At 58.3% G+C, this 24,726-nt stretch carries 17 protein-coding genes; 11 read left to right on the forward strand and 6 right to left on the reverse strand.

Translation table 11 applies throughout. The features are described from left to right. Positions 1-30: 30 nt before the first annotated feature. On the reverse strand, positions 31-1,647 hold the full coding sequence (locus tag SH410x_RS09105) for a transposase (RefSeq protein WP_473669436.1): 1,617 nt from the start codon (positions 1,645-1,647) through the stop codon (positions 31-33). A gap of 767 nt (positions 1,648-2,414) precedes the next feature. Here SH410x_RS09105 and SH410x_RS09110 point away from each other — a divergent pair. Both SH410x_RS09110 and SH410x_RS09115 read left to right on the forward strand, forming a co-directional pair. After that, positions 2,415-3,389: a glycosylasparaginase gene (locus SH410x_RS09110; protein WP_473676194.1), complete on the forward strand. Its 975-nt coding sequence runs from the start codon at positions 2,415-2,417 to the stop codon at positions 3,387-3,389. Between the two features lie 2,663 nt (positions 3,390-6,052). Next, entirely contained in the window at positions 6,053-6,811 is a 759-nt protein-coding gene (locus tag SH410x_RS09115) for a copper homeostasis protein CutC (RefSeq protein WP_473676195.1), read from the forward strand. 36 nt (positions 6,812-6,847) lie between these two features. Here the strand turns inward: SH410x_RS09115 and SH410x_RS09120 are convergent, their stop codons facing one another. The 4 genes from SH410x_RS09120 to SH410x_RS09135 all read right to left on the reverse strand — a co-directional run bounded on the left by SH410x_RS09120 (position 6,848) and on the right by SH410x_RS09135 (position 11,653). After that, entirely contained in the window at positions 6,848-9,013 is a 2,166-nt protein-coding gene (locus SH410x_RS09120; protein WP_473676196.1) for an efflux RND transporter permease subunit, read from the reverse strand. A gap of 104 nt (positions 9,014-9,117) precedes the next feature. Continuing rightward, positions 9,118-9,945 (reverse strand): methyltransferase family protein, encoded by an 828-nt coding sequence (locus tag SH410x_RS09125; protein WP_473676197.1) that lies wholly within the window; start codon positions 9,943-9,945, stop codon positions 9,118-9,120. Between the two features lie 118 nt (positions 9,946-10,063). Next, positions 10,064-10,909: a class I SAM-dependent methyltransferase gene (locus tag SH410x_RS09130; RefSeq protein ID WP_473676198.1), complete on the reverse strand. Its 846-nt coding sequence runs from the start codon at positions 10,907-10,909 to the stop codon at positions 10,064-10,066. Positions 10,910-10,948: 39 nt separating this feature from the next. Next, complete coding sequence (locus SH410x_RS09135) at positions 10,949-11,653, reverse strand: YceI family protein (RefSeq protein ID WP_473676199.1); 705 nt, start codon at positions 11,651-11,653, stop codon at positions 10,949-10,951. Positions 11,654-11,940: 287 nt separating this feature from the next. Here SH410x_RS09135 and SH410x_RS09140 point away from each other — a divergent pair, with 287 nt between their 5' ends. The 3 genes from SH410x_RS09140 (at position 11,941) to SH410x_RS09150 (ending at position 17,355) form a co-directional block, all read left to right on the forward strand. Beyond that, entirely contained in the window at positions 11,941-14,607 is a 2,667-nt protein-coding gene (locus SH410x_RS09140) for a right-handed parallel beta-helix repeat-containing protein (RefSeq protein ID WP_473676200.1), read from the forward strand. A 31-nt stretch (positions 14,608-14,638) separates the two neighbouring features. Next, positions 14,639-16,306 carry a sialidase family protein gene (locus SH410x_RS09145; protein ID WP_473676201.1) on the forward strand — a complete coding sequence of 556 codons (1,668 nt, stop codon included), beginning with the start codon at positions 14,639-14,641 and terminating at the stop codon, positions 16,304-16,306. A 293-nt stretch (positions 16,307-16,599) separates the two neighbouring features. After that, a complete protein-coding gene (locus SH410x_RS09150; protein WP_473676202.1) occupies positions 16,600-17,355 on the forward strand; it encodes a carbonic anhydrase family protein in 756 nt (251 codons plus the stop codon). 49 nt (positions 17,356-17,404) lie between these two features. On the opposite strand, the gene SH410x_RS09155 is transcribed toward SH410x_RS09150, so the two are convergent. Next, positions 17,405-18,652 carry a DUF1559 family PulG-like putative transporter gene (locus SH410x_RS09155; RefSeq protein ID WP_473676203.1) on the reverse strand — a complete coding sequence of 416 codons (1,248 nt, stop codon included), beginning with the start codon at positions 18,650-18,652 and terminating at the stop codon, positions 17,405-17,407. Between the two features lie 197 nt (positions 18,653-18,849). Here SH410x_RS09155 and SH410x_RS09160 point away from each other — a divergent pair, with 197 nt between their 5' ends. The 6 genes from SH410x_RS09160 to SH410x_RS09185 are packed head-to-tail and all read left to right on the forward strand — an operon-like array spanning position 18,850 to position 24,712. Continuing rightward, positions 18,850-20,022, forward strand: a complete 1,173-nt coding sequence (locus tag SH410x_RS09160) for a GspE/PulE family protein (protein ID WP_473676204.1) — start codon at positions 18,850-18,852, stop codon at positions 20,020-20,022. Then, positions 20,019-21,056, forward strand: a complete 1,038-nt coding sequence (locus SH410x_RS09165; RefSeq protein ID WP_473676205.1) for a type II secretion system F family protein — start codon at positions 20,019-20,021, stop codon at positions 21,054-21,056. Before SH410x_RS09160 ends, SH410x_RS09165 begins: the two co-directional genes overlap by 4 nt. Next, positions 21,053-23,251 carry a type II secretion system F family protein gene (locus SH410x_RS09170; protein ID WP_473676206.1) on the forward strand — a complete coding sequence of 733 codons (2,199 nt, stop codon included), beginning with the start codon at positions 21,053-21,055 and terminating at the stop codon, positions 23,249-23,251. Before SH410x_RS09165 ends, SH410x_RS09170 begins: the two co-directional genes overlap by 4 nt. Then, on the forward strand, positions 23,248-23,619 hold the full coding sequence (locus SH410x_RS09175) for a type IV pilus modification PilV family protein (protein ID WP_473676207.1): 372 nt from the start codon (positions 23,248-23,250) through the stop codon (positions 23,617-23,619). The genes SH410x_RS09170 and SH410x_RS09175 overlap by 4 nt, the downstream gene beginning before the upstream one ends. Continuing rightward, positions 23,616-24,248, forward strand: coding sequence for a prepilin-type N-terminal cleavage/methylation domain-containing protein (locus SH410x_RS09180; RefSeq protein ID WP_473676208.1), 633 nt, complete (start codon positions 23,616-23,618; stop codon positions 24,246-24,248). Before SH410x_RS09175 ends, SH410x_RS09180 begins: the two co-directional genes overlap by 4 nt. Beyond that, a complete protein-coding gene (locus tag SH410x_RS09185; protein ID WP_473676209.1) occupies positions 24,245-24,712 on the forward strand; it encodes a hypothetical protein in 468 nt (155 codons plus the stop codon). Before SH410x_RS09180 ends, SH410x_RS09185 begins: the two co-directional genes overlap by 4 nt. Positions 24,713-24,726 lie beyond the last annotated feature (14 nt).

Below are 24,726 nucleotides of genomic sequence, written 5' to 3' on the forward strand. Positions count from 1 at the left end.
CGTCCTAGTCGCCTATTGCCCCTGTTTTTCCTAGTTAATGGCCAATTGGAGCGAATTCTTTCGCTGGCGGCGCATTGCCACCGCTCGAAGCAGATTCCAACCGGCCAGCTTCAGTAGGATCGAAAGCTTCACCGCATTGTGGCCGCGAACGCGGAGCCGACCCAAGCCCATCATTCGCTTGAGGCAACCGTTGGTCCCTTCGATACCCGACCGCCAACGGTACCTATCGCGGAACTCGTCGCTCTGCTCGTGGCGACGACGCGCGTCGGCTCGAACCGCACTGCCGGTAAATTGAATGCGGCCGGTCGGCTGCTCGGTGTCCCGATTGCGTTGAACGCGGCAGTGTGCAAGCAGCGGGCAGTGCTGGCACTTCTCGGGATCCATCTGTGCGAAAGTGTAGTCGCCTTTGGCGTTGTAGTTGGTCGACTCGGGAGCGTGACCAGCCGGGCAAGACTCCAGTTCACCGGCGCAGTTGAGCTTGAATTGGTCGTAGCCGATTTCATCAGCATCGTACTTCTTCGAGCCTGGCACCGGAGCGACCAATTCGACGCCTTCTTGCTTAGCCGACTCGACGTTGGCGTCGCCACCGTAAGCGGTATCAGCCAGCAGTTCGTCTGGCATGGCGTCCCGCTTTTTCAAGTCCTCCAACACCGGCGAGACCGCATCGGCGTCGTTGTCCGCAGCGGTTTCGACTTTGGCCGAAGTAATCAAGTTCGGCTCGCCGTCTTCGTTGAACGTCTCGGCGATTTGAACCTGGTATCCGGCTCCTTTGTGACCGCTGTAGGTCGCGTCGGGATCCGACGGATTGACGATCACATGGCCGCCGGTTTTCTTGCGAACTTCGACGAATTCTTCCCGAAGTTCGCACTGCTGGTTAAAGATCGTTTGCAGTTGTTTGAAGGAGTCCCAGTCGCAGATCGGCTTGGTTTCGGTTAATTCATTGAGGATTAAGCAGAGGTCTTCGGCGGCTTGCTGCAACGCAATTTTCCGCTGTTCGGTAGTGCGTGCGTCGCCAAAGATTCGGCTGTCGGATTGCTTGCGGTAGCGGGCCAAAAGCTCGTCGTCAAATCGGTCGATCAGCCTAGCCGAACCAGACTGAGCGTCGTGCTTTTCGACTTTCTTGAAGAACCGCCGCAGGGCCACGCCGATCATTTGGGCGCGTCCCAGGGTAGCCATGTCGCTGAGCACATGGGTGGAATCGAGACGCTGCTTTTTGACTTTGACTTCCATGCTTTGCAGCAGGGTGTCGGTAACGCCTGCGAAGATCTCCTCACTGATCTTCTCGTTGCTTTGCATTCGAGCGATGTAGCGTTCAATGGTTCGCTGAGTGACTTCGGTGCTTGGCTCCAAGTTCAGTGCGTACTGGATGTCGGTTCGGAACAGCAGTGCTTCGTGGGCCTGGGGGACAGTCCAACCTTGAAAGTCACGGATCCAAAGGAGCGCGATGATCGCGTGCAACTCAAAGGTTGGTCGTCCTTGATCGTCACTGAGATGCTCACCGACGAGGCCGATGGGCATCTGCTCCAAGAGCACGTCGCGAAGGAGGCCCTGCCATCCGTTGTCAATCATCTTTCGCCCCATGGGGCCGATGACGCCCTCGAACGGGTCGAAAAGTCTTTGCTGCGTAGGTAGTTCGATGGTTTTCACTGACTAACCGACCACTCGAAGAAAAAAGCTAAATCCATACAGCAAAAGGTAACGCATCTCGCCCACGAAAGAAGCCGGTAGCATGAGACTTTTGTCGGGCGCGTCTGTTAAAGATCCATCCAGAACAGGATCTTTAACAAGATCCACTACGGTAAACCCGTCACTTATTGTTCCTGGTGTCCTTACCGTGTCGTCTAACAACACGAACACACGACTTCGACATGATAGCCGATGCAACGAAACTTCGCTGAGCGGTTGGCTGTTGGGCGATAGGTGCAGGCCGAACAGCCGCGATAAAATACGGATCATCCGACGGAAGCATGCGTCGGAGGTTTGGGAGTACTGTCTCAAGTATCCCATGATTGATTGGTGGGATTGGATGGACAGCGTTCGACGGGGCCCGCTGGGGAATTTGACGGGGCCCGCTGGGAAAAACGGAGCGAAGCTCTGCAGAGGTGCGGGCTTGGCAAGGGATGTCCCGGTCGATGGTACGCCAATGGTGTTGCCGGTCCCTGCCGAACATTCGTTCGGCAGGGACGCTTCGTTGATGACAGATTGGATACTGCAGCGATCCTTAAAAAAACTTCCACTGTACTCCCACGCACCCTTGCGTCGGATGAGCCGGAAATAGGCTGGCCGAGCACGTGGCTGCGTTCCTCGCGTATACTGATGGCCGCGGAGTGGCTAACGCGTTGGCCGCGTGTTACGCTTGAAAAATGCGTCCCCGCACGCTTGAGTTTACCGTGGCCGCTTGCCAAGGAGCACTTATGATTTCCAGACGCCAATTGATGGGAACGACTGCGATAGTCGCTGCCGGAGGACTGATTGCCATGGCAGAAGAGAACCAAACGATGAATCGTCCCGTTGTGATCTCCACGTGGCGGCATGGCCTCGCGGCCAATGAAGCCGCCTGGGAGATTCTTTCGAAAGGCGGCCGAGCCCTCGACGCTGTCGAAGCCGGGGTTCGCGAGAGCGAGTCGGACCCGAACGTGTCGAGCGTTGGCTTCGGTGGCCTTCCCGATGCATCGGGCGAAGTCACTCTTGACGCGTGCATCATGGATGAGAACGGCGACTGTGGATCGGTCGCGTATCTGAAAGATATCGAGAACCCGATTTCGGTCGCTCGCATGGTGATGGAAAAGACACCCCACGTCATGATGGTCGGTGAAGGGGCGAAGGCATTCGCACTGGCCAATGGGATGAAGGAAAAGGAACTCCTCACCGCCGAAGCCGCGGCCGAGTGGGAAAAATGGAAAGCCAAGCATCCCGAGGCTATCAAGCACTGGGAAATCAATGTCGAAAATCACGACACGATCGGAATGGTTGCGATTGACGCAGCCGGGAACTTGTCCGGTGCCTGCACTACCAGCGGTCTGGCGTGGAAGCTACCGGGGCGCGTCGGTGATTCACCGATCATTGGTGCAGGGCTCTATGTGGACAACGAGGTCGGCGCCGCGAGTGCGACCGGTGTCGGCGAAGCGGTCATTCGAGCGGTCGGTAGCTTCTTAGTCGTCGAGCTCATGCGGCAAGGTCACTCGCCGCAAGAAGCCTGTCGGCTGGCGACCGAGCGTGTCATCGAGAAGAATCCGAAGTGGCAAGAACTCCAGGTCGGCTTTATCGCGATCGATAAACTTGGCCGAGTCGGTGGCTACTGCATTCAGCCCGGATTCGACTATGCCGTCTACGACCAGCAAACCGGAAATCACATGGTGACGGCGCCGAGCCGCGTTCCCGCGAAATAGATTCTGTTGAATGAATGAGCCGAATGCCGTAAGGCATCGGGTAGCACGCGGCACCCGATGCCTTACGGCATTCGGCTCAGTCAACGTGCCGATTCGCGATCGATTCAATGGGATCGTTCGTGCTGCAGGCCGAAGAACGAATGAGCCGAGTCGCGTGAGCGGCCGGGTAACACGTGGCACCCGATGCCTTACGGCATTCGGGTCAGATCGACACACCGGTTCGTGATCGATTCAATGGGATCTTTCGAGCTGCAGGTGGAAGAATGAATGAGCCGAGTCGCGTAAGCGGCCGGGTAACACGCGGCACCCGATGCCTTACGGCATTCGGCTCAGATCGACACGTCGATTCGCGATCGATTCAATGGGATCTTTCGTGTTGCAGGCCGAAGAACAAATGAGCCGAGTCGCATAAGCGGCCGGGTGGCGCGTGTTACCCGATGCCTTACGGCATTCGGCTCAGATCGACACGCCGGTTCGCGATCGATTCAATGGTATCTTTCGTGCTGCAGGCCGAAGAACGAATGAGCCGAGTCGCGTGAGCGGCCGGGTAACACGCGGCACCCGATGCCTTACGGCATTCGGCTCAGATCGACACGCCGGTTCGCGATCGATTCAATGGTATCGTTCGTGCTGCAGGCCGAAGAATGAATGAGCCGAGTCGCGTGAGCGGCCGGGTGGCGCGTGGCACCCGATGCCTTACGGGATTCGGCTCAGGGCGACACGCCGGTTCGTGATCGATTCAATGGAATCTTTCGAGCCGCAGGCCGAAGAATGAATGAGCCGAGTCGCGTGAGCGGCCGGGTGGCGCGTGGCACCCGATGCCTTACGGCATTCGGCTCAGGGCGACACGCCGGTTCGTGATCGATTCAATGGAATCTTTCGAGCCGCAGGCCGAAGAATGAATGAGCCGAGTCGCGTGAGCGGCCGGGTGGCGCGTGGCACCCGATGCCTTACGGCATTCGGCTCAGGGCGACACGCCGGTTCGTGATCGATTCAATGGTATCTTTCGTGTTGCAGGCCGAAGAATGAATGAGCCGAGTCGCGTGAGCGGCCGGGTGGCGCGTGGCACCCGATGCCTTACGGCATTCGGCTCAGATCGACGTGTCGGTTCGCGATCGATTCAATGGGATCTTTCGTGCTGCAGGCCGAAGAATGAATGAGCCGAGTCGCGTGAGCGGCCGGGTAACACGCGGCACCCGATGCCTTACGGCATTCGTCTGATATCAACACGCCGATTCGCGATCGATTCAATGTTATCGTTCGTGCTGCAGGCCGAAGAACGAATGAGCCGAGTCGCGTAAGCGGCCGGGTAACACGCGGCACCCGATGCCTTACGGCATTCGGCTCAGGGCGACACGCCGGTTCGTGATCGATTCAATGGTATCTTTCGTGTTGCAGGCCGAAGAACAAATGAGCCGAGTCGCGTGAGCGGCCGGGTAACACGCGGCACCCGATGCCTTACGGCATTCGGCGCAGATCAACACGCCGGTTCGTGATCGATTCAATGGTATCGTTCGTGTTGCAGGCCGAAGAATGAATGAGCCGAGTCGCGTGAGCGGCCGGGTGGCGCGTGTTACCCGATGCCTTACGGCATTCGGCTCAGATCGACACGCCGGTTCGCGATCGATTCAATGGGATCGTTCGTGTCGCAGGTCGAAGAACGAATGAGCCGAGTCGTGTAAGCGGCCGGGTAACACGCGGCACCCGATGCCTTACGGCATTCGGGTCAGATCGACACGTCGATTCGCGATCGATTCAATGGTATCTTGCGTGTCGCAGGTCGAAGAACGAATGAGCCGAGTCGCGTGAGCGGCCGGGTGGCGCGTGTTACCCGATGCCTTACGGCATTCGGCTCAGGGCGACACGCCCGTTCGTGATCGATTCAATGGTATCTTTCGTGCTGCAGGCTGAAGAATGAATGAGCCGAGTCGCGTGAGCGGCCGGGTGGCGCGTGTTACCCGATGCCTTACGGCATTCGGCTCAGGGCGACACGCCCGTTCGTGATCGATTCAATGGTATCTTTCGTGCCGCAGGTCGAAGAACGAATGAGCCGAGTCGCGTAAGCGGCCGGGTAACACGCGGCACCCGATGCCTTACGGGATTCGGCTCAGGGCGACACGCCGGTTCGTGATCGATTCAATGGTATCTTTCGTGTTGCAGGCCGAAGAATGAATGAGCCGAGTCGCGTGAGCGGCCGGGTGGCGCGTGTTACCCGATGCCTTACGGGATTCGGCTCAGGGCGACACGCCGGTTCGTGATCGATTCAATGGGATCGTTCGTGTCGCAGGTCGAAGAACGAATGAGCCGAGTCGCGTGAGCGGCCGGGTAACACGCGGCACCCGATGCCTTACGGCATTCGGGTAAAATCGACACGCCGGTTCGTGATCGATTCAACGGTATCGTTCGTGTTGCAGGCCGAAGAACGAATGAGCCGAGTCGCGTGAGCGGCCGGGTAACACGCGGCACCCGATGCCTGACGGCATTCGGGTAAAATCGACACGCCGGTTCGTGATCGATTCAATGGTATCTTTCGTGCTGCAGGCCGAAGAATGAATGAGCCGAGTCGCGTGAGCGGCCGGGTGGCGCGTGGCACCCGATGCCTTACGGCATTCGGCTCAGATCGACACGCTGATTCAACCGCATCACACTTCCATCCCATCGCCATGTCCGTTCTCCTTGAAATCTGTATCGATTCCTACGCCTCTGCGGCGGCTGCGAAGCTTGGCGGAGCAGATCGTCTGGAAGTCTGCAGCTCGCTGGCCGCCGGTGGAACGACCCCGAGTTTTGGCTTGGTCGAACAATGTGTCGCCGGACTGGAACTGCCTGTCATGATGATGGTGCGACCACACGATGGTGGATTTGTGTATGACGACGATCACATCGACACCATGCTTCGGGACATCGAAGTCGCTAAATCGATCGGCGTCCAGGGCGTTGTCTTCGGAGCATTGACGGCCCAACGCACACTCGATCATGAAACCTGTCGTCGATTGATTGACGCCGCCGAATCCTTAGAAACAACCTATCATCGAGCGTTCGACCTCGTGCCGGACCCGCTCGCAGTATTGCGCGACCTCGAAGATCTTGGATTCACGCGAGTGCTCACGTCGGGACAAAAGACAACGGCCTTGGCGGGAGCCGGGTTGATCCGTGAGCTAACCGAGCACGCGGTTTCGCTCAAAGTGCTGGCAGGAGCAGGTATCAATGCGGACAATGCGCGGCAGGTGGTCGAGCTGACGGGTGTGCGGGAAATTCATGCCAGCGCCAGCGTTCAGGGCAAGGACGAGCAAGCCCACGGAGAGATCTCCTTTGGATCGCAGCGCCGAATCACCAGCGTAGACAACGTCCGCGCTATCAAAGAGGCGATTGCGAAGGATGAAGCCGCTGTACTGGGAAACTCGGAAACGATACGACGACACTGACGACGGAGTGTGGACCAACAATGAGGACTCATCGGTTTAGCCTCGAAGCCGACATGACGCCTCCGAGCCGGCGGTAGCCACTCGTGCTGGTAAGGAATCAGCACCGGTCTCATCGAAACGGGCAAATGGATTGAGCAGCAACGCCGGTAGCAGGATGAGATCACCGACCAGGGCGGCTGATAACAATGCGACCATCATCCAGGCGAACCGTGCCGTCGGCATGAAGCTGCTGAAGGCGAAGATCGCGAGGCCGGCTCCGCAAATTAAGGTGGTTTGGATCATCGCTCGGCCACAATGTTGATAGGCCGCGAGGACGGCTTGCTCGCGAGTGTCGCCTGCATCGATCCGACGGCTGTAGTCATTCAGAAAGTGAAGCGTGTCGTCGACGGCGATCCCCATCGCGACACTGGCGGTCATGATCGAGCCGATGTCGATCGGAAAGTCCATCCAACCCAAGATGCCAAACAACGCGAGCGAAGGAAAAACGTTCGGTACCATTGCGACGACACCGCGCACGAATCCGACTTGCACGATGGTCATCACGATGGCAATCAGCCCAAACGCGGACAGGAAACTGGCAAACAAATCGTGCAACAACTGTCGCTGAATTTCGTGAACAAGCGACATCAGGCCAGAGAGTTCGATCGTTGCTCGATGTGCATGGGCTGACCGCGCGACTTCGGCTTCCACCACCCTGCGTAACTCGGCGAGAATCTTTCCGTAGTCGTGATCTCCCAGGGCACTCATGTGTGCGGTCATTCGCCAACGTTGAATGCGGCCCGATTCCTGGAGATAGCCAGCCTCAGCAACGGCGTCTTTCACCGAGGCAAGATACTGCTCGGCGAAGTCACCTTCGAGCGGAAACGGTGATGGCGGCATCAAGTCGCGGCACGACGTGACGGCCTCAACCTCGGCATCGGCAACCAAACTCGACTTGACCCGATCGAGCATCCCCAGCCGGTCCATCGCAGAAGACTCATCCAAATCGTCGAACTGAACGATCACCTCGATGGGCACCAACGGGCCGACGTTTTCTTCCATCCAAGAATAGTCCCCGATCAGACGTGACTCCTTTCCGAAAAGTGTTTCGATACGAACCGACGCCTGCAACTTCGCGACACCCAGACCCAGGGCGATCATGGTCGCGACGCCAACGACACAAATCAATCCGGCGTGTCGTTGCTCAATCGCGAGCAGCGTTTTCCAGACACGGGAGGGTTCGCGTCTGTGGGACGACGGTTTTTTGATCGGTTTCCAACGGATGATGCCCGGTATCAATGTCAGCAGGACGCCGAGCGTCGCAACGACTCCGAACGCTGCAAAAATCCCGAATTCGCGGACCGCCGCCAGACCACTGACGGCTAGCGATCCGAGCCCGATCGCGGTCGTTGCACTCGACAGAACGCAGGGCAACCAACCGATTCGCAGTGCGTTTCGGATCGCGTTGTCCGATGACTCATCGGCACTGTCGAAATAGTAGTTGATCAGGTGAATACCCCCTGCGATCGCGAGCACTTGGATGAGCGGAGGCAACACAATCAACAATGCGGTCATGGTGCCACCGCAGTAGTGCATCACTGCCAAAGCGATTGCTTGGCAAACGCACGAGACGCCGAAAACGAGCAACGCTGCGTAGAGCGAATCGAGGCACAGCAAGCACACACAGAAAACGATGATTGATGACAGCGGCGCAAAACGGCTCATCGTCGTCTGACTTGCCAGGTCGACTTCATGTCCATCGATGATCGGTCCGGCGAGGTGCTGGGCAGCATAGTCTGCACCCGCGTACTTCCACGCGGCCGCACGTATCAATGGCACCAATCGTCCGCGTTGTCGCAGGCCCCGTTCATGGAAGCCGATCACGACGGCAGTGGTGTGACCGTCCGGGCCGAGAAGTGCGCGACTGATTTTGCGGGTGGCCTCGGAAACCGACAGCGACATCGGTGGCGATGTCATTTGCCGGAGCACTTCACGCCCGGACGTCACGCGATGGAACAGCCAATCGTCGCCGTCAAAGAAGCTCGGTGAATGCCTAAGCGAGTGCGTGAATGTGTCCAGACGGGGATCGTCCACTCGGCAACCCGGCCAACTAATCACGACCACATCCCCGCCACCAAAATCCTCCACAAACCGATCGTAGTCCCGGCGTGGTGCAAAATCGGTATCGACCCAATCGAGTGGCGAGTTCGCAGAGCTTTCCAACGCCGATATTGCACCCCACGCGATCCACGGTGAAAGCAACAGAAGGTAGATACAGATCAGGCGGAAGCGACGTCGAGAGTGCCGATCCGGGGCGACGGTGCCGATCACGCTGCGACCCGTGTGCCCGGGGTGGATTCACAGGGCACCGTCTTCTTCCCCAGCGGTCCGTGCGCGATCAGTGGATAACCTGCAACCTGACTTTCGTATTGCTTGTACGGCTCGCCGATAAACCGTTCGAGACGACGATCTTTTAGGAAGCTGCCATAGAAAATATAGGCCGTCCAGATCGCCGTCAGCACAGCGTGATCGAGCGTCATTCGCGGAGTGAACCAGACCAAGCCGAGGAAACTCAAATAGACAGGATGACGAATGAGTTTGTAGGCGCCACGCGGTCGAAACTCACGACGCGGTGCCTTTTGCCGGCGAAGCCAGTAGTAGAACGGCGTCCATCCATTTTGATAGCCGAGACCGGTTAGCGCCAGCGAGTAGAACAACGCGCCCCAGGAGAGATAGAAACAAGCTCGGATGATCGCTGCGGTCGTTCCGGTTGTGACCCAGAGAACCGTCTCGCTACTTCGCCATCCGAAGAACAGCATCAGCAGGCTGACGCACGTGACGATGCAAAACGTGCTGTCATAAAACGCCTGGGGGATCCATGTCGTCAAGGTTTTACGTGTTTTCGGAACCAGCATCAGGCTATGCGAAATCGCAAACAAGATCGCGAGGCCGCAGTCTCGTAGTACCCATTGGCTGTGCGATTGACTGATCGCTCCATCACGCATGAACCAGAACAGGTACCACACCGTGATCACGAACAGAATCTGGTTGCCGAATCCATAGGCGATGCCCGCGACGCGGGGGAAACGCGACTCGCAGGTATTGGGCTCGGCCGCCTTGACGTTGACAGCTGGCAGTTTGAACGACGCATCCATACGACGGTTTCTCAATCTAAGGAACGAGCGGGAAATGACTGTCTGATCTGGTGGCCGAACGCTCCGCGGTCGACCATTCCGACCGCGGAGCGTTCGGCCACTTATTTTTCGCTCGTTTTTAAGTAGTGGTGAGCGGTTTTTCGGCGACGATCGCTCCGTACTGCATCGCGCCGCTGCGGTAGGCGTTCAACAGCGCATCGAAACCGTCGATAAAATCAACTTGTTCCCGATCGAGTCGTTTGGCGATGTGCCGAACCCCGGTTCGCTGAACGCGTTGTTTGCAAATCTCCCAGGTCTTCGCGACTCGGTCGGTCCAGTCGACATTGTGTCGAATCGTCAAGCCTTGGTCGGTCATCCAACCAGCGTAGTCGTCGCGTGTCGCCAACGAGGGGCACACAAATCGCTCGCAAACTTCCTCACACTGGGCGCGATGGTCCGACCGACTGGTATCTTCGCCCTCGAACCAAACGCAAATCGCCATGCGTCCGCCAGGCCGAAGCCACTCCGTGGCACGCTGAAAAAACTTGGGTTTGTCAAAGAGGTGTTCGGTGCACTCGACGCTCCAAACGATGTCAAACGATTCGGCATCGAACTCGACCGTTTCCGCGTCGTGTGTCATGAATCGAGTCTGCGAGCTGACTCGATTCAGAAGAGACGACATCGATGCCCATCGAGCCTGCACGGGACTGAGTGTCACGCCCGTCGCCTGGACACCACGCAGTTTGGCGAGCCGAATCGATGAGCCACCCATCCCACAGCCAATGTCAACCAATTGTTGCCCCGACCTAATTTCCGCAAGGTCTGCGAGCGTGTCGGTCAACTGACGCTGAGCTACCGACGCCGATTCGTCACCACTCCACAGCCCGTGGTGGATGTGTGGTCCCCACAGCAAGCGATAGAACAGCGTGCCGAGTTGGTAGTGACTGCGAATCGAGCTTTTTTCAACTCCGTCGACTGTGATCATGATAGGGGGACTCGATGCGTGCGTGAGATGTGTTGATGGTTACTGGCGAGTTGGGATGTCACTCAAGGCGACGTTTGGGGTCGGAGCAACAAACAAATTGCCATAGATTTTCAGTTCGTCGGCAACACCGATCGCCCCGAATGCTTTCGAGTATGGCGTGATGCCGAAGCTGGTTTGCTTGATCGTGAAGTTGCCACGAACATGTAACCATCCCCGATCCTGTTCCACTTCCACCCGAACCGTCAGTGGACGCGTCGTTCCATGGAGCGTGAATTGCCCATCGAGTTGGTAGACGGGTAACCCCTTGCTGCTGCTCTGGCCCGTGGCTTTCGCGGACGCCACTTCAAAGGTCGCGGTTGGATACTGGTCGACGTTCAAGACCGCTGAGCCTTTCATGTTCGCGTTGACTGCCGAGCGAGTGTCCGCGGCCGTCGTGCCAGTCAAACCGACAAACTTGCGAGCGTTCGGCGTATCGGCGTCGAACGATTTCATGTCGAAGACGAGTCGACCGGCGTCCTCGGTCGCCCCCAGCACGAGGGTGCTCGCGGACAGTTTCGCCTCCACGCCATGTTGATGTCCGAGGCCGGTCTTTTCGACAAAGACGAAAACGCGACTGGCCTCCGTTTGAACGTCCCCTGGCTGAAACGAGTGATCATTCGCCGTGGTTTGCTGAGCGAAACCAGGGAGTGGCGCATTGACGCACACGACGGCGAGAGATGCGAAAAGAATCGTGAAACGACGCATGCCAGAGTCCGTTCGGATTGGTTGGATCGGGTTGGGAACAACACGGTCATCACTCTGTATCAGAATCAAATAACATCGTCTACGGTAGTTTTCGTAGTTCGTGACTGCACCGCCCGGTACTGCCCGATCGGATGCCGTCTTTACGGAACGGGGCGAGGCATCATCATGCGCAATTCTGAGCCTGATTTCGGCGTCGTCAGACACCTGCTTTCGCAAGTGGTATGATGGTTGGCGGAAACCCACTCACGCGAGCGACTGCCGCTAACGAATCTAGGAAAGTAACTGAAATGCCAAAGATCCCTCGTCGTCATGGTGACACCCCGTCACTGTTTTTATTCGCCTGGTTGTCGGTATTCATGTGGCAGGGAAGCACGGCCTGCGCCGAGCGGATTTTGAGCGTTTCCCCAGCCGGACCGCTGCATTCGATCGCCGAGGCACGCGACGAGATTCGCAAAGGCCCGGGTGATGAAGCCGTCCGGGTGGTGGTCGCCGAGGGCGTTTATCCAATCACCACGGCGATCGTCTTTACGCCCGAAGATTCTGGAACGGCGGCAGCACCGGTGATCTACGAAGCGGCGACGGGCGCACGTCCGGTCATCTCAGGTGGGAAAGTGATCGACGGCTTCGAAGTGCAGCCGGATGGAACCTGGACCGCGAATGTGGACCCGCAGTGGCAGTTCGAACAGCTGTGGGTGAACGGTCGCCGAGCCATTCGAGCCCGCGAGCCGGATGCGTTTTTCTACTACCTGCGCAGGTCACGGGAAACGATGGAAAAAACGGACGGGCCCAAACGCGGGCCCGTCGCTCGTCAGACGCTCTACGCTGCCCCCGATGATCTCTCGACACTGCGTGACCTGCCCGCCGCCGAACGCAAAAGTGCCCAGATCCTGTTGTTTCACAAGTGGGACAACACCAGGAAGTTCCTCGATGATATCGATGTCGAGGCCGGCAAACTCTTCATCTCAGGGAGGCAGATGAAAACGTGGAACCCGCTGACCCGAAACACCGCTTACGTGCTCGAGAATTATCGCACGGCGATGGACGAACCGGGCGAATGGTTCCTCGACGAGGGCGGCGTACTGCACTACCTCCCGCGACCCGGTGAGCGGCCTGAAACGACAATCGTGACCGCACCGGTCGCCGACAGACTGATCGAAATCGCCGGTGATCCCGCGGCCGGGAAACTGGTTGAGCACCTGACGTTTCGCGGCTTCGCATTTGAGCATACCGGTTGGCAAACACCGCCGGAAGGTTTTGAACCCACGCAAGCGGCGGCTTCGATTGAGGCTGCGGTGCAGGTCGACGGCGCCCGCGACATCACTTTTGACGATTGCGAAATCGGCCATGTTGCTTCTTATGGCGTGTGGTTTCGAAAAGGCTGCCGCGATTGCGAGGTCACCCATTGCGATCTTCATGATCTCGGGGCGGGGGGGATCCGCGTCGGCGAAATGGGGATCGCCGCCCAAGAAAATGAGCGAACGAGCCACGTCACGATCGACAATAACTTCATCCGGCACGGTGGTCGTATTTTTCCGTGCGCCGTGGGCGTTTGGATCGGACACTCCGGTGACAATGTCGTGACCCACAACGAGATCGCCGATCTCTACTACACCGGCGTCTCGGTCGGCTGGCGGTGGGGGTATGCGGAGAGTCTCGCGGCCCGAAACCGTATCGAGTTCAACCACATCCACCATCTCGGCTTGGGATGGCTCAGCGACATGGGCGGCGTCTACACGCTCGGGCCGTCCGCCGGCACCAGCGTCAGTCACAACGTGATTCACGATATCTTGGCATGGGGCTACGGCGGATGGGGACTCTACAACGATGAAGGCAGCACTGGCATCGTGATGGAAAACAATCTTGTCTACCGCACCAAGTCCGGCGGATATCACCAGCATTACGGTCGCGAAAATATCATTCGCAATAACATCCTGGCCTATTCCCGTGAGTACCAAATCAGACGGACCCGTGTCGAAGACCATCTGTCATTCACGCTGGAGAGAAACATCGTCGTGTGGGATACCGGCGAGCTCTTCCACGGCTCGTGGGCGGACGACAACGTGAAGCTCGATCACAACCTCTATTGGCATCGCAACGGAGAACCGATTGACTTCGGCGGAATGACCTTCGCGGAGTGGCAGGCGACTGGCAAAGACGCGGGGTCGATTGTGGCCGATCCGCTGTTCGTCGACGCGGCGCACGATGACTTTCGACTCCAGAAAGACTCGCCTGCCTGGAAGATCGGCTTCGTGCCCTTCGATTCCTCGAAAGCGGGCGTGTATGGCGATCGGCAATGGGTCGCAAAAGCCGAGCGGCTGAAGTTTCCCGAAATGAAACAGCCTCCACCGACGCCCGTGCTGGCCTTTCTCGAGGACTTCGAAGCCGGTGAGATGCCCGTCGCCAGTTCGATCAGTCAGGACGCGGACCGACCCGGCATCGAGGTTGTGGAAACGGACGACGCACGCTCGGGCAAGTATGCGTTGCGGATGACCGATGCGTCGGACTTGTCACGTTCCTATTTCCCGATGTTCGTCGTTTCTCCCGCGCATGCGGAAGGCGTTAGCCGCTGTACCTTCGCGATCAAATTCGGAGCCGGGGCTGTGTTTCAACACGAGTGGCGAGACCGTTCGCAGCCGTATCGTGTGGGGCCGTCACTGTGGATCGAAAATGGTAGACTGCGCGCGGCCAATCGTGAGCTACTCACCCTGCCAGAAGACCAATGGATTGAGATCGAAGTCACGGCCCCGCTCGGCGACGCCGCCGGAGCATGGGACCTCGTCGTGACACTCCCTGAGGCCGAACCGCAGCGGTTTGCGAACCTGCCCAACGGAAGCCCCGAATGGCGTACGCTCGACTGGCTCGGTTTTGTCAGTCAGGCGGATGCCGACTCGGTCGTCTGGATTGATGATCTCGATCTGCACACGAACACGCCAACGTCCCTCGCCCACCCATGAACGTTGTCCCCACACCTCTTGAACTTCACCCGTGAAATCACCCTTGATGCGATCCGATTTGTTGAGTCTCAGCAGCCCAACGGCGCTTGTCCTGTTACCGTTGTTGGCAATCACATTCCTCGGCGTTGCCAGGGATAAGCAGTGCGTTGCTGATGAATACGTACCGGGGCACTGGGATCCAGCATTGGCGGGCGATGAAGTGCTCGAGCGGTTAGTCAACGTCACAGCCCCACAGGTAAAAGGGGCGCATGATGCGGAGTTGGTCATTGTCGATCGGCACGCATACATTGTGGCCGAAGTGAATGACGTCAAATCCGGTGAGAGCGCCGGTCGGCCAGAGATCTACAGTGCGATGTCCATCGTCAATCTCGATACGCTGGCAGTGGAGGCGGTCATCCCGCTGGCTCGTAGCGGGCAAGTCTTCGAGAATCACACGCTGCCTGCTGGCGCGTGTTTTGTACCGCGTATTCTGCAAAAAGATCCGACAACGCTGCGGTGCTATTTCGCCAGCGAGCATCCGGGGGCACGGCAGTCACAGACCTGGTTCCGCGACTTTGACCTGACGACACGTGAATTCGCTCCGATGATTCACAAAGCGAAGCTGAAAACGGCAGCGGGTACCTTCGACATGCAACCGCAGTACTTTCACGCCGATGCCGTCGCGCAGGGGTTTGCGAAACCGGCCAGAGACTTCGGTCTCTATCTTTTCGATTCGTTCAAAGAGTTTGATGGACAGACGTATGTCGCGATCAATAACTTTCCGGGCAAGCAGAACGCGTTGGCGTTGGTACACGATGACCTCGCGACCTTCGAAATCATGGGCCACTACAACGATCCCCCATCAGCCCAATTGAGTGAGTCGGCGGTGAACCGACTACCCGATGGCACGTGGATGGCAATCTGCCGCAATGACGCCGGTAATTATCACTTCACCACCAGCGAAGATGGAAAGCATTGGAGCAGCGGTGCCGAGCTCCCGGTGGTTACCAAGGGCGGGAACTCGAAGCCGACATTCGACAAGTTCGGTGATGTTTACTATCTGGGCTGGCAAGAAGCCACACGCATCCATGGCGTGAGCCGCAGCGTCTTCAACATCGACGTTTCGCGTGATGGCAAAACGTGGCAGCGGAAATATCGCTTTGAGACGCCGCATTCGTTTCAGTATCCCGCCTTCTGCGAACACGACGGTGAAATCTGGTTGTGTGTGACGCAGGGCGACACATCGCCCACGCGAAAGGAACGCATCACGTTCGGGAAATTGGAAGCCGTTGGTGAGTTCGCCTCGCAAGCGGGCCGGGAACGTAAACCGATCCCTGTGCCGATCGAACCACCGGCCGTGCTGAAACCGGGCGTGAAACTGTTCACGGACCGAGAGTACACGCTCACCGAAGCTCCCGACTTCTTGATCGGTCGCGACTTCCTGCGAACCAGCATCGAAGGCTATGAAGTGGAATGCACGAAGGCGGGCGAAGTATTCGTCATGTCTCTCAGCACCGCCATCCCGGCCAATCAAAGCGACTCATTGCGGCAACATGGCTTCGAGAAAGTCGACACGCCTGAGTTTCAGCTCTTTCCCGGCGAGATCAACCGCGTTCTCACCTGGCGAAAACACCTTCAAAAAGGTGAGCGACTTCGATTTCGGAAGCTGGCGTTTTTAGTTTCCGCCGCAGGAACACAGGTTAAAATCGCGAGTCCCTAGCCCGCGTCAGCGGACGGAACAGGGCCCCGCATCCCTTGATTCGACGATGAAGCACCCGTTGCTCGTTTTGACATTCGCCGGCTCGTCTCAGGGCGACTGCTGCCGATCAAGCGTGGCGAAACGATCGGCCTGCGACGGGAACCGCTCCACCGACGGCGAAGAAACGTGGTGGGGCAAAATCAAAGCTCAAGGTACTGATTAGCCGACCGCTGGCTCACGCACAAAGGAGTGCCCTAGATTGAGACTGCCTTTGCCCCCCGTTGGAGTGGATCTTGGTATCATGGACAAATCAAATGTCCGACGCACGCACTCTCATTGAGGACAGCAAGATGCCAGTGATTGGAACTCAGCAGTCTCCGATTCGAATTGATACTTGGCAGTCAAATCGAGTCCGCCATCCCAAGCGGATCTTAAAGATTTGTTATCAGTCCTGCCAGAATGCACGGGGGCATTTTGACAATCCAGGTACGGGGCACGGCAATTTAGTCCTGCACGCTCCGTATCCGGAGATCAAGTTTGGTGGAGTTCCGTATTGCCTTCGTAAGGTGCATATTCATTTGGGTTCTGAGCACCGACTCGATTCGGACGCCCCGAGTGATTTCGAGGTTCACTTGCTCCATCTGCCCAAGGGCAGTGATGACGATACCGATGCCAAAGTAGTCATTGGAATTCTGTACAAGCACGATCCTGACAGCCCGACGAAGGGCCTCGAGCGGCTCATCCATGAGCTGTCGAGTTTTGAAGTGACGAGGAGTTCACCGAAACAGGGTGACGGCGACGGCAGCGTTGCGACGCCCGATGGGGTTCAGATCCCGCTCTTGGAATTGTTTCCTGAATTGTGCGAGGGAGATGTGGACGTTCAAAACTGGTTTCACTACCAAGGTTCGTTGACGAGCGAGCCCTTCTCAGAAGATGTTGCCTGGTTCGTGATGAAATCGGAAAGCAAGATCAACAAGACCAAGATCGGTGAAGTCGAAAAATTTGCAGAGCAGCACGCACGCCCTGTTTTTCCTCTCAATCGTCGGTTCATCTTGCGTAGCTTTGATTAGGAAAAAGAGTCCCCACGCACGAAAAAAGCACGCTTCAATCGGATGAGCCTTAATAGTCGTAGGCGTCCAGTTCGCCTTGATCTCGGGTGCCCAGGGCTCCCCACAAACCGAACGGGCTGGGGCTGCCGGGGGCGAGTTCATCTTGACCCTTTTCGGTGACCGTGGCTTCGCGATAGCCACATTCGATGGAGTCGGTCATGAACTTGATTGCTCCATCGCCCATCGCGACGTGGCATCCGCCCTGGTGCCGACTGCTGAAGGTCAGCGTGCCGATGGTTGTGGAATCGCCACCGAAGCAGAGTTCACCGTTGGGGGGAAGCGTCGTGTTGCAGCCGGTCATGAGGGCTTGCGAGTCGGCCCAGCGATACCCACGACCTTGGTAGCTATGAGGTGACAGATGAGTATTCTGAATACCCTGCCAAAACATCGGCCGCGCCCGATCCGTTTGGTCACGGCACACCTCGACATCATCAAGCACGCCGGGCGACCAGCCATTGTTGATCGAGGGCGTTGTGCGTTTGTCTTTGTCGCCCAAATCGGTGCTGATTTCACCGAGCATGATCGTGCTGGATAGGCCGTCGGTGACGTCGCTGAATGAGGTCACCGCCCGGGGCACAAACATGCCCCGGCCGGTCGCTCGCATGAGTGTCTCACCACTGGGCGTCCACTTCGCTGCTTCGTATCGCCACAATCCTTCATCCAAGCCTTCGATCGCGTCACCGAGGCACGCGGCATAGTTGGTGCGGCCCAAGGCTGGCATCCCTAGGCCTGGATCTGAGGGACAACGGTAGGTTACGACCTCGTTCGCCCACGGTTCATACAGGGCCAGTGAGGGTGCCGGCCCCATGGGCGGATAGACGTGAGTCGGCTCTTCGCTAGCATCACTTCCGGAGGTCGCGTACTCGTCAACGCCATACATCGCATCGGGATCAGCCCCACTGCCGATGCCCGGTGGCTGCCCCACGTAATCGTTGCTGATCGCTTCCCACATCGGCGTCAGCCCCATGTACGGTGTGATCGACACCAGAAAGCTCAGGCGGAATTGGTTGGTGTTGGTCGGGTCGTTGGCGTTGCTGAATGTGCCCGTGCCATGTAGCGGTAGGTTTCCGAACGCATCATGGTACTGGGCCACACCTAGCGAGATCTGCTTGAAATTATTGCTGCAGCTCATCCGCCGCGCCGCTTCACGCGCCGCTTGGACGGCGGGCAACAGCAACGCTACCAAAATTCCGATGATGCCCATGACAACGAGCAACTCCAGCAGCGTGAATCCGTTATGATGTCGAAGTCGTTGCATGATGTTTCTGTGATTCAGGTGGTTGTCTGTGACGTAGCTTGAGACCATTGTCCCGAGCGCGCAATCCAGTCATGTCGAGTAGGTCGAAGCAGCCTACGACTCGTCCTTGAGCACCGGCAGGATGCCGATGGCTACGATTCAGTTTAACGCTCCCCAGCGTCGAGCGGGCCGATGACGCAAACTTTTCGGAAAGAGTCATGCCGGTTTCACTTTCTCCCAACCGACCGTCGCCCACCGATGTGACCTATGCGTCGACAATGGTGAAAGATTGCTTGACGGTGGCGATCCGGTGCGGCGCCAGCGACGTGCATCTGCAACCCAGACGGCTGAATTGGGATGTCTCGTTTCGCATCAATGGCGTTTTGCAGCACGTCGATTCGTTCCCACGCAGTGACCAGAGCGATCCGGTGTCGCGGCTGATGGCATTGGCGGGATTGCCGTCCTATCGTGGTGGTGTGCCGCAGGAGGGGCCGCTGAGGTGGCAATGCGATGATGGTGAAACACGGGAAATGCGTTTGGGCATTTTTCCGACCGTGCATGGGAACCGCGCAGCGATCCGAATCATGGACGATCGCCAGTCCATCCGTCAGCTCGATCAACTCGGCTTCGATGCCGAAACGCAATCGCAACTGCAATCTGTTTGTGATTCGCGGGATGGTTGGTTGTTGGTGGCGGGGCCGGCGGGCAGCGGCAAGACCACGACCTTGTACGCCTGCCTTTCGCAAATCGCCGCGGGCGAGTTTTGCCGCAGTGTGTTAACGATCGAAGATCCGATTGAATCGGTGATCGATTCGATCAGTCAAAGTCAATTGGAACCCGCCAGTGGTTTGACGTTGGCGGCGGCGATGCGGGCAGCGGTACGTCAGGATGCGGAGGTGTTGTTGGTCAGCGAGATCCGCGATATCGAGACCGCCGAGGCCGTCTTGGCGGCGTCGATGACCGGGCATCTCTGTTTTTCATCAATCCATGCGGGATCTCTCGGCGCGACGCTGCGTCGGTTGGTGCAAATGCAGCTGCCGACGTTCGCCATTCAGAGCGGGTTGCGTGGTATCCTGTGTCAACGTTTGTTGCGGCGAACGTGCGGCGCCTGTGCCGGATCATCGCAAACACACCGTGAGACTCCATGCGATACCTGTCACGGCACCGGCTATGATGGACGAATTCCAATCGCTCAGATGGTCACGTTCGACGGTTCGGCGGCCGGTGCGGCGGTTCTCGATGCATTGGTTCACTCACTTCCCGCTGCGGAGATTGATAGAATCGCTTCCCAATCAGGCGTCGCATCTCTGCCGGATCAGGCACAACGACTGGTCGCAGCAGGGCAAACCGATGCGGCCGAGGTGTTTCGCGTGCTGAGAGGATCTTCATGAACTCGTTGAACACAACCACTGCGGCGATGGATGACGAATCGTTGGCGATGCTGCTCGATGAAGTCTCAGCGATCGCCGCGTCGGGACGCTCATTGACGCTTGGGTTGGCGGATCTCGATGATGCGGCGTTGGGCAAGATCAGCCGTGCCGCACGCGTCGTCCGGGAGCGTATGGAACAGGGGCAACCCGCCAGCGTGGCGATTGCCTCGCTGTCGCAAACGTACCAGGCACCGATTCGCGGCGCGATGCAATTGATGGCCCGCACCGGATCGACGCGACCTCTGCGCGAGACGGTTCGATTGATCCGCGAAGCGAACGAACGACGCCAACAAATCGGGCTGGCGGTGATCAATCCACTGCTGAGCATCGTGGTCGCGGCCACGGTCGTGTTCCTGGTCATCCCGTGGGTATTGGTGTCGCTCGCCGAAGCCGAGCTGATCAAGACGGCGTTTTCGCCCACGGCGATTGAGATCTCGCAATCATTCGTACAACATTTTTTGCTGGCCACGGCAATCACGATCGCGGTCGTCGGAATCATGGCCGCCTTGCTATACGGGTGGCAGCGACGGTTGGACCGCCGCGGCGACACCGCTGGCGACCAAGCCATCTTTTGTCGCTGGTTAGCGATGCAGATTAGTGATCTCGGAAACTCTCAAGCGGAATCCGGCCAGGCGATTGAGGCGGCTGCCGAAGTCGTGGGACCTCGATTCGCAGAGGCCTGGGCACCTGCCATCGCAAACATTCGCGGCGGCGCCCAAACCGACGGGGCGATGTCATTGCCTGAGTCGGTGACGGAACCGGTTCGCCGGTGTCTTGTCGATCTGGTGGCGGCTCGACGTGATCGCCAATCCCTTGCCGATGACCTGCAACAATTGAGCGAACTGTATGCGAGCGAGTCGCGTGGCCGCCGTGCATGGTGGATCGAAACCATTCCGAAATGGGGAGCCGCAATGGTGATGTTCACGGTGATCCTGATCTTAATCCAAGCCATCCTGGCGCCACTGTTCGATGTGATCCGTGAGGTGGGGACATGAGTCAAGGTGATGCAGACGTCGACGACGATCGTCGGGGCCGGGCTTCCGGGCTGGATGCCGAGACCGTGAACGGGCCATGGAGCATCGGACAATCGGCAGAGTTTCAGCTCTGGCAGCGAGGTCGCGACGCCACTCGTCGCCGACTCAGCGGAGCGGTCACATCCGGGTTCCTATACTTGATCGCGGCGCTCGCGGTCGGAGCGCTCTTGATCATGGCGGTTGCCGCCGTGGCAGGCGGGGCCATTGTGATGGATAGCTGGTGGAGCTCCGACGAAATCGACCTGAGTTGGATGACCCACCTCGTGTGGGGCTATGGTGGCCTCGCCGTGGCCGCGATGATTGTCTATCCGCTGATACTGTTGCTGATCCATGGCAAGCTGCCGCCCCTAGGGGCTCGACTGATGCGAACGCTACCGGGCGTCGGAGCGACCATGTGCACGGTTGAGATGGGCGAGTTTTGCCAGGCGATGTATCAGTCGGTGGCTCAATCGCAACCTTTCGAGCAAGCGTTTCGACACGCGTCGCAAAACGTTCGGGACGCGGATCTGCGGCGCTGGACGGCCCGTTCGGCGGATCGCGTCGCGGCGGGGCAATCACTCGCCAACGTATTGCGGTCCTCACCGATTCGCGACCAACCGTTGCCTGCGATTATTGCGTTCGTGCAGAGCGACATTTCGCAAGCGGATGCCCTGCGCGTCTGGCATCACGCGGCGGAGGAATGCCATCTGCAAGCCCAGCGGCGGGTGAAACGAACAACGCAGGCGATCTCGGTGTCCTGCATGCTGGCCGCCGTCTTCTTGGCGGCATTCGGAATGCTGTTGGCAGCCACGATCACCAATATGGTGTTGCAGGGTTGGACGACCATGCTCTCCCCGCGAAACTCTGTGTTGCAGTGGGTATCCGACTTGGGGGCATCTGAGTTAGTTTTCATCCCGATTACCGTCGGCATTCTGTTGCTGGCGGGGACTCTGCATGCGATCGTGGGAAACTCACTCGAATACGCGGTGAGACCATCGCGGCGGGTGTTCATCGTGATTCTGAGGGCCATCGAATGGTCGCTATGGATAGCGGGTCTGCTCGCGTTGGTCATCGGGTTGCCGCATCCGATCACCGTCGTCCTGGCGGTGATGATCATCGGGCCACTGATGATTGCCGGTAGGTGGCGATATCGCGAAGAGGTCGAATCACTCAATTCTTGGTTGCGACTGGCGGTGGGGACGACGGTGTCGATCCCGGCGCTCGTTGAAGCCATGGCGGGCGGATTTCGAGGGCGATTGTCTGGGCAAATGCGAGCGTTCACCGCTCGTATGAATCGCGGTGAATCGATCGTCGATGCGGCCCGTCGCGCGCACCTACCCGTGGACGCCGATGCGCTCGCAGCGATCACGGCAGCCGCTGCCAGTGAGCGTGAGGCGGATCAGCGGCCCCGTGATTTATCGAGACACTCGCTCGCCCATGATGGGGCAAGGTCTCGCGGCGAGAACACCTCCGAATCATCGGCGCTCGTGTCGGAGCAGTTTGTTTACGTCGTCGCCACGGTCTTGTTAGCGTGGTTGATCAGCAAGGCGGTTCGTTCGTTCACGTTGCCGCTGTTCACTAAAATACTAGACGAGTTTTCATCGACCAGCCGTTTGGTGGGCTGGGGGCTGGACGTCACCGTCACGATCGGCAATGTCGTGGTGGTCGTGTTGGTGATCTGGTTGCTGGCGGCATTTCTTATTCGGCGGTTGCCGTTGTGGACGGTGCGCTGGGTGCCCTGGTTCGGCAATCTCGCAATCGATCGCTGGCGGTGTGGCGTTCTGCAAACAATCGCCCATGGCGTGCGCAGCCAACAATCGGCCAGCGATATTCTGCAGTTCGCGCCCGCGACGACGCGTGTGCGTTGGATTCGGCGGCGCTGTGCGATCGCGAAAGAATCGATCGACAATGGCACGTCCCTCGCGGCATCGTTGCGGCGCGCCAAACTCGTCTCTGCTCGTGAGCAAGCCTGGCTGAGCAGTGCCGAAAAGAATGGCGTGTTGGCCGAGACGATCGAGCAAATCGTCGACAACATCCGCCGCCGCCAAACGTTATTATGGAACGTCCGCAAGGCGTGGCTCGTGCCGCTCGCGACGGTGGGCGTTGGCGTCTATGTGCTCGTTCACGGTGTCGTGGTCTTCCGATTCTTAAGCATATTGACTGGTTACATGTCGTGAGAATTCGAAATCATCACCGACACCGTCGAGCCTTCACGTTGGTCGAAACGCTCATCGCGTTTGCGTTCCTTGCCGTTGCGACGGGAATCTCGCTGGAGATGCATCAGTCGCGGTTGAGTTTCGACCGCACCGCAATGCAGCGTTTGACCGACCAACTCGCGATCGAGAATATCGCCGAGCAACTCGCCGCCGTCGAAAATTCGGAACTCACCGACACGGCCAATCGGCTCGGGCAGGAGTCCGGCGCTGACGTCAGCGTCGACCCCTTCGAGTCGGGATCGACAACGGGATGGCATGTGGAAATTTCAATGGCGTCTAAAAGTGGAACGGTGGTCCATCACCTGTGGCGACTGGACGCTGACTCATGAAACGTTATCGTCGTTATCGAGCCTGCAGGCCGTGGATCGTGGGAACCGTGAAAGCCGTGGGGCGTTATACGGTCCGCTGCGCAGCCAGACACTCGCCGGTGAGAAACGGGGCGGCAAGACACTCTTTGGCAGGACACTGTTCTGGTCGCGGAGCGATCAGCGACAATCGCCGCTGCGGGTTCACCTTGATCGAGTTGCTGTTGGTGCTTTCGATGGTGGGTTCACTGCTCGGCGGCACGATCGGGTTGCTGTCGCTGACGCAGACGAGTAACCAGCAGGGCCAAGAAAACCTTTTGCATCGGCAAGAGATACGTCGCTTCGCCGACGATGTTCGCCGCGATATGCGCGCATCCACCCATGCTGAAATCAAGGAGAGGCAGCTTGTCCTGACGGTCGAGTCCCCGGAGTCGGAGATCGTCTATCGAGCGGAAGATGGATCGCTCATCCGGCGCAAGACCACACCCACAGACCCGTCCGCCCCGTCGCAGGACCAATACCGAATTGATACCGACGCGACGATTGCAATCGAGTGGCTAGCGGAAGACTCGCAAGTCCAATGGACGATCACGTCGGCCGACCGTCCAAAAAGTCCCGTCCGAATCATTGCATCGATGAGGCCGTCGCGATGAATCCCAAGTCACATAAGCAGCTTGCCTGCAATCATTCCAATCAGCGATGGCGACTTCATCGCAAACAGCGATGTCGACTTCATCGCAAACAGCGATGTCGACTTCATCGCAAACAGGTGCACGCCGGTTCGGTGTCGTTGATACTCGTGTTGGTCCTGGCGATGGTGGTTGGCACCTTCGCGGTATCGCTGAGTGGCCGGGCGGCGCAGCAGCGTCGCGCGATGCAACACCATCAATCGATCGTCGTTCTCGAGTCCGCTATCCATGCGGCGGAGCAAGCGGATTTCTCCGGTGACGCGAAACTGAGGCTGCCACTCGACGCCGCCGCCCAGCAGTGGATCGTGGTCGAGCGTGTCTCGCAAGCAAATGGCGAACCGCACCAGTACCAAGCAACCCATTACAAGAATGATGAACCCGGCCTATCGATACGACGTGTTGGCCGCATCCATGACGAACTGCCTTAAGCATCGCGTGAACA

This window comes from Rhodopirellula sp. SH410 (assembly GCF_055811895.1).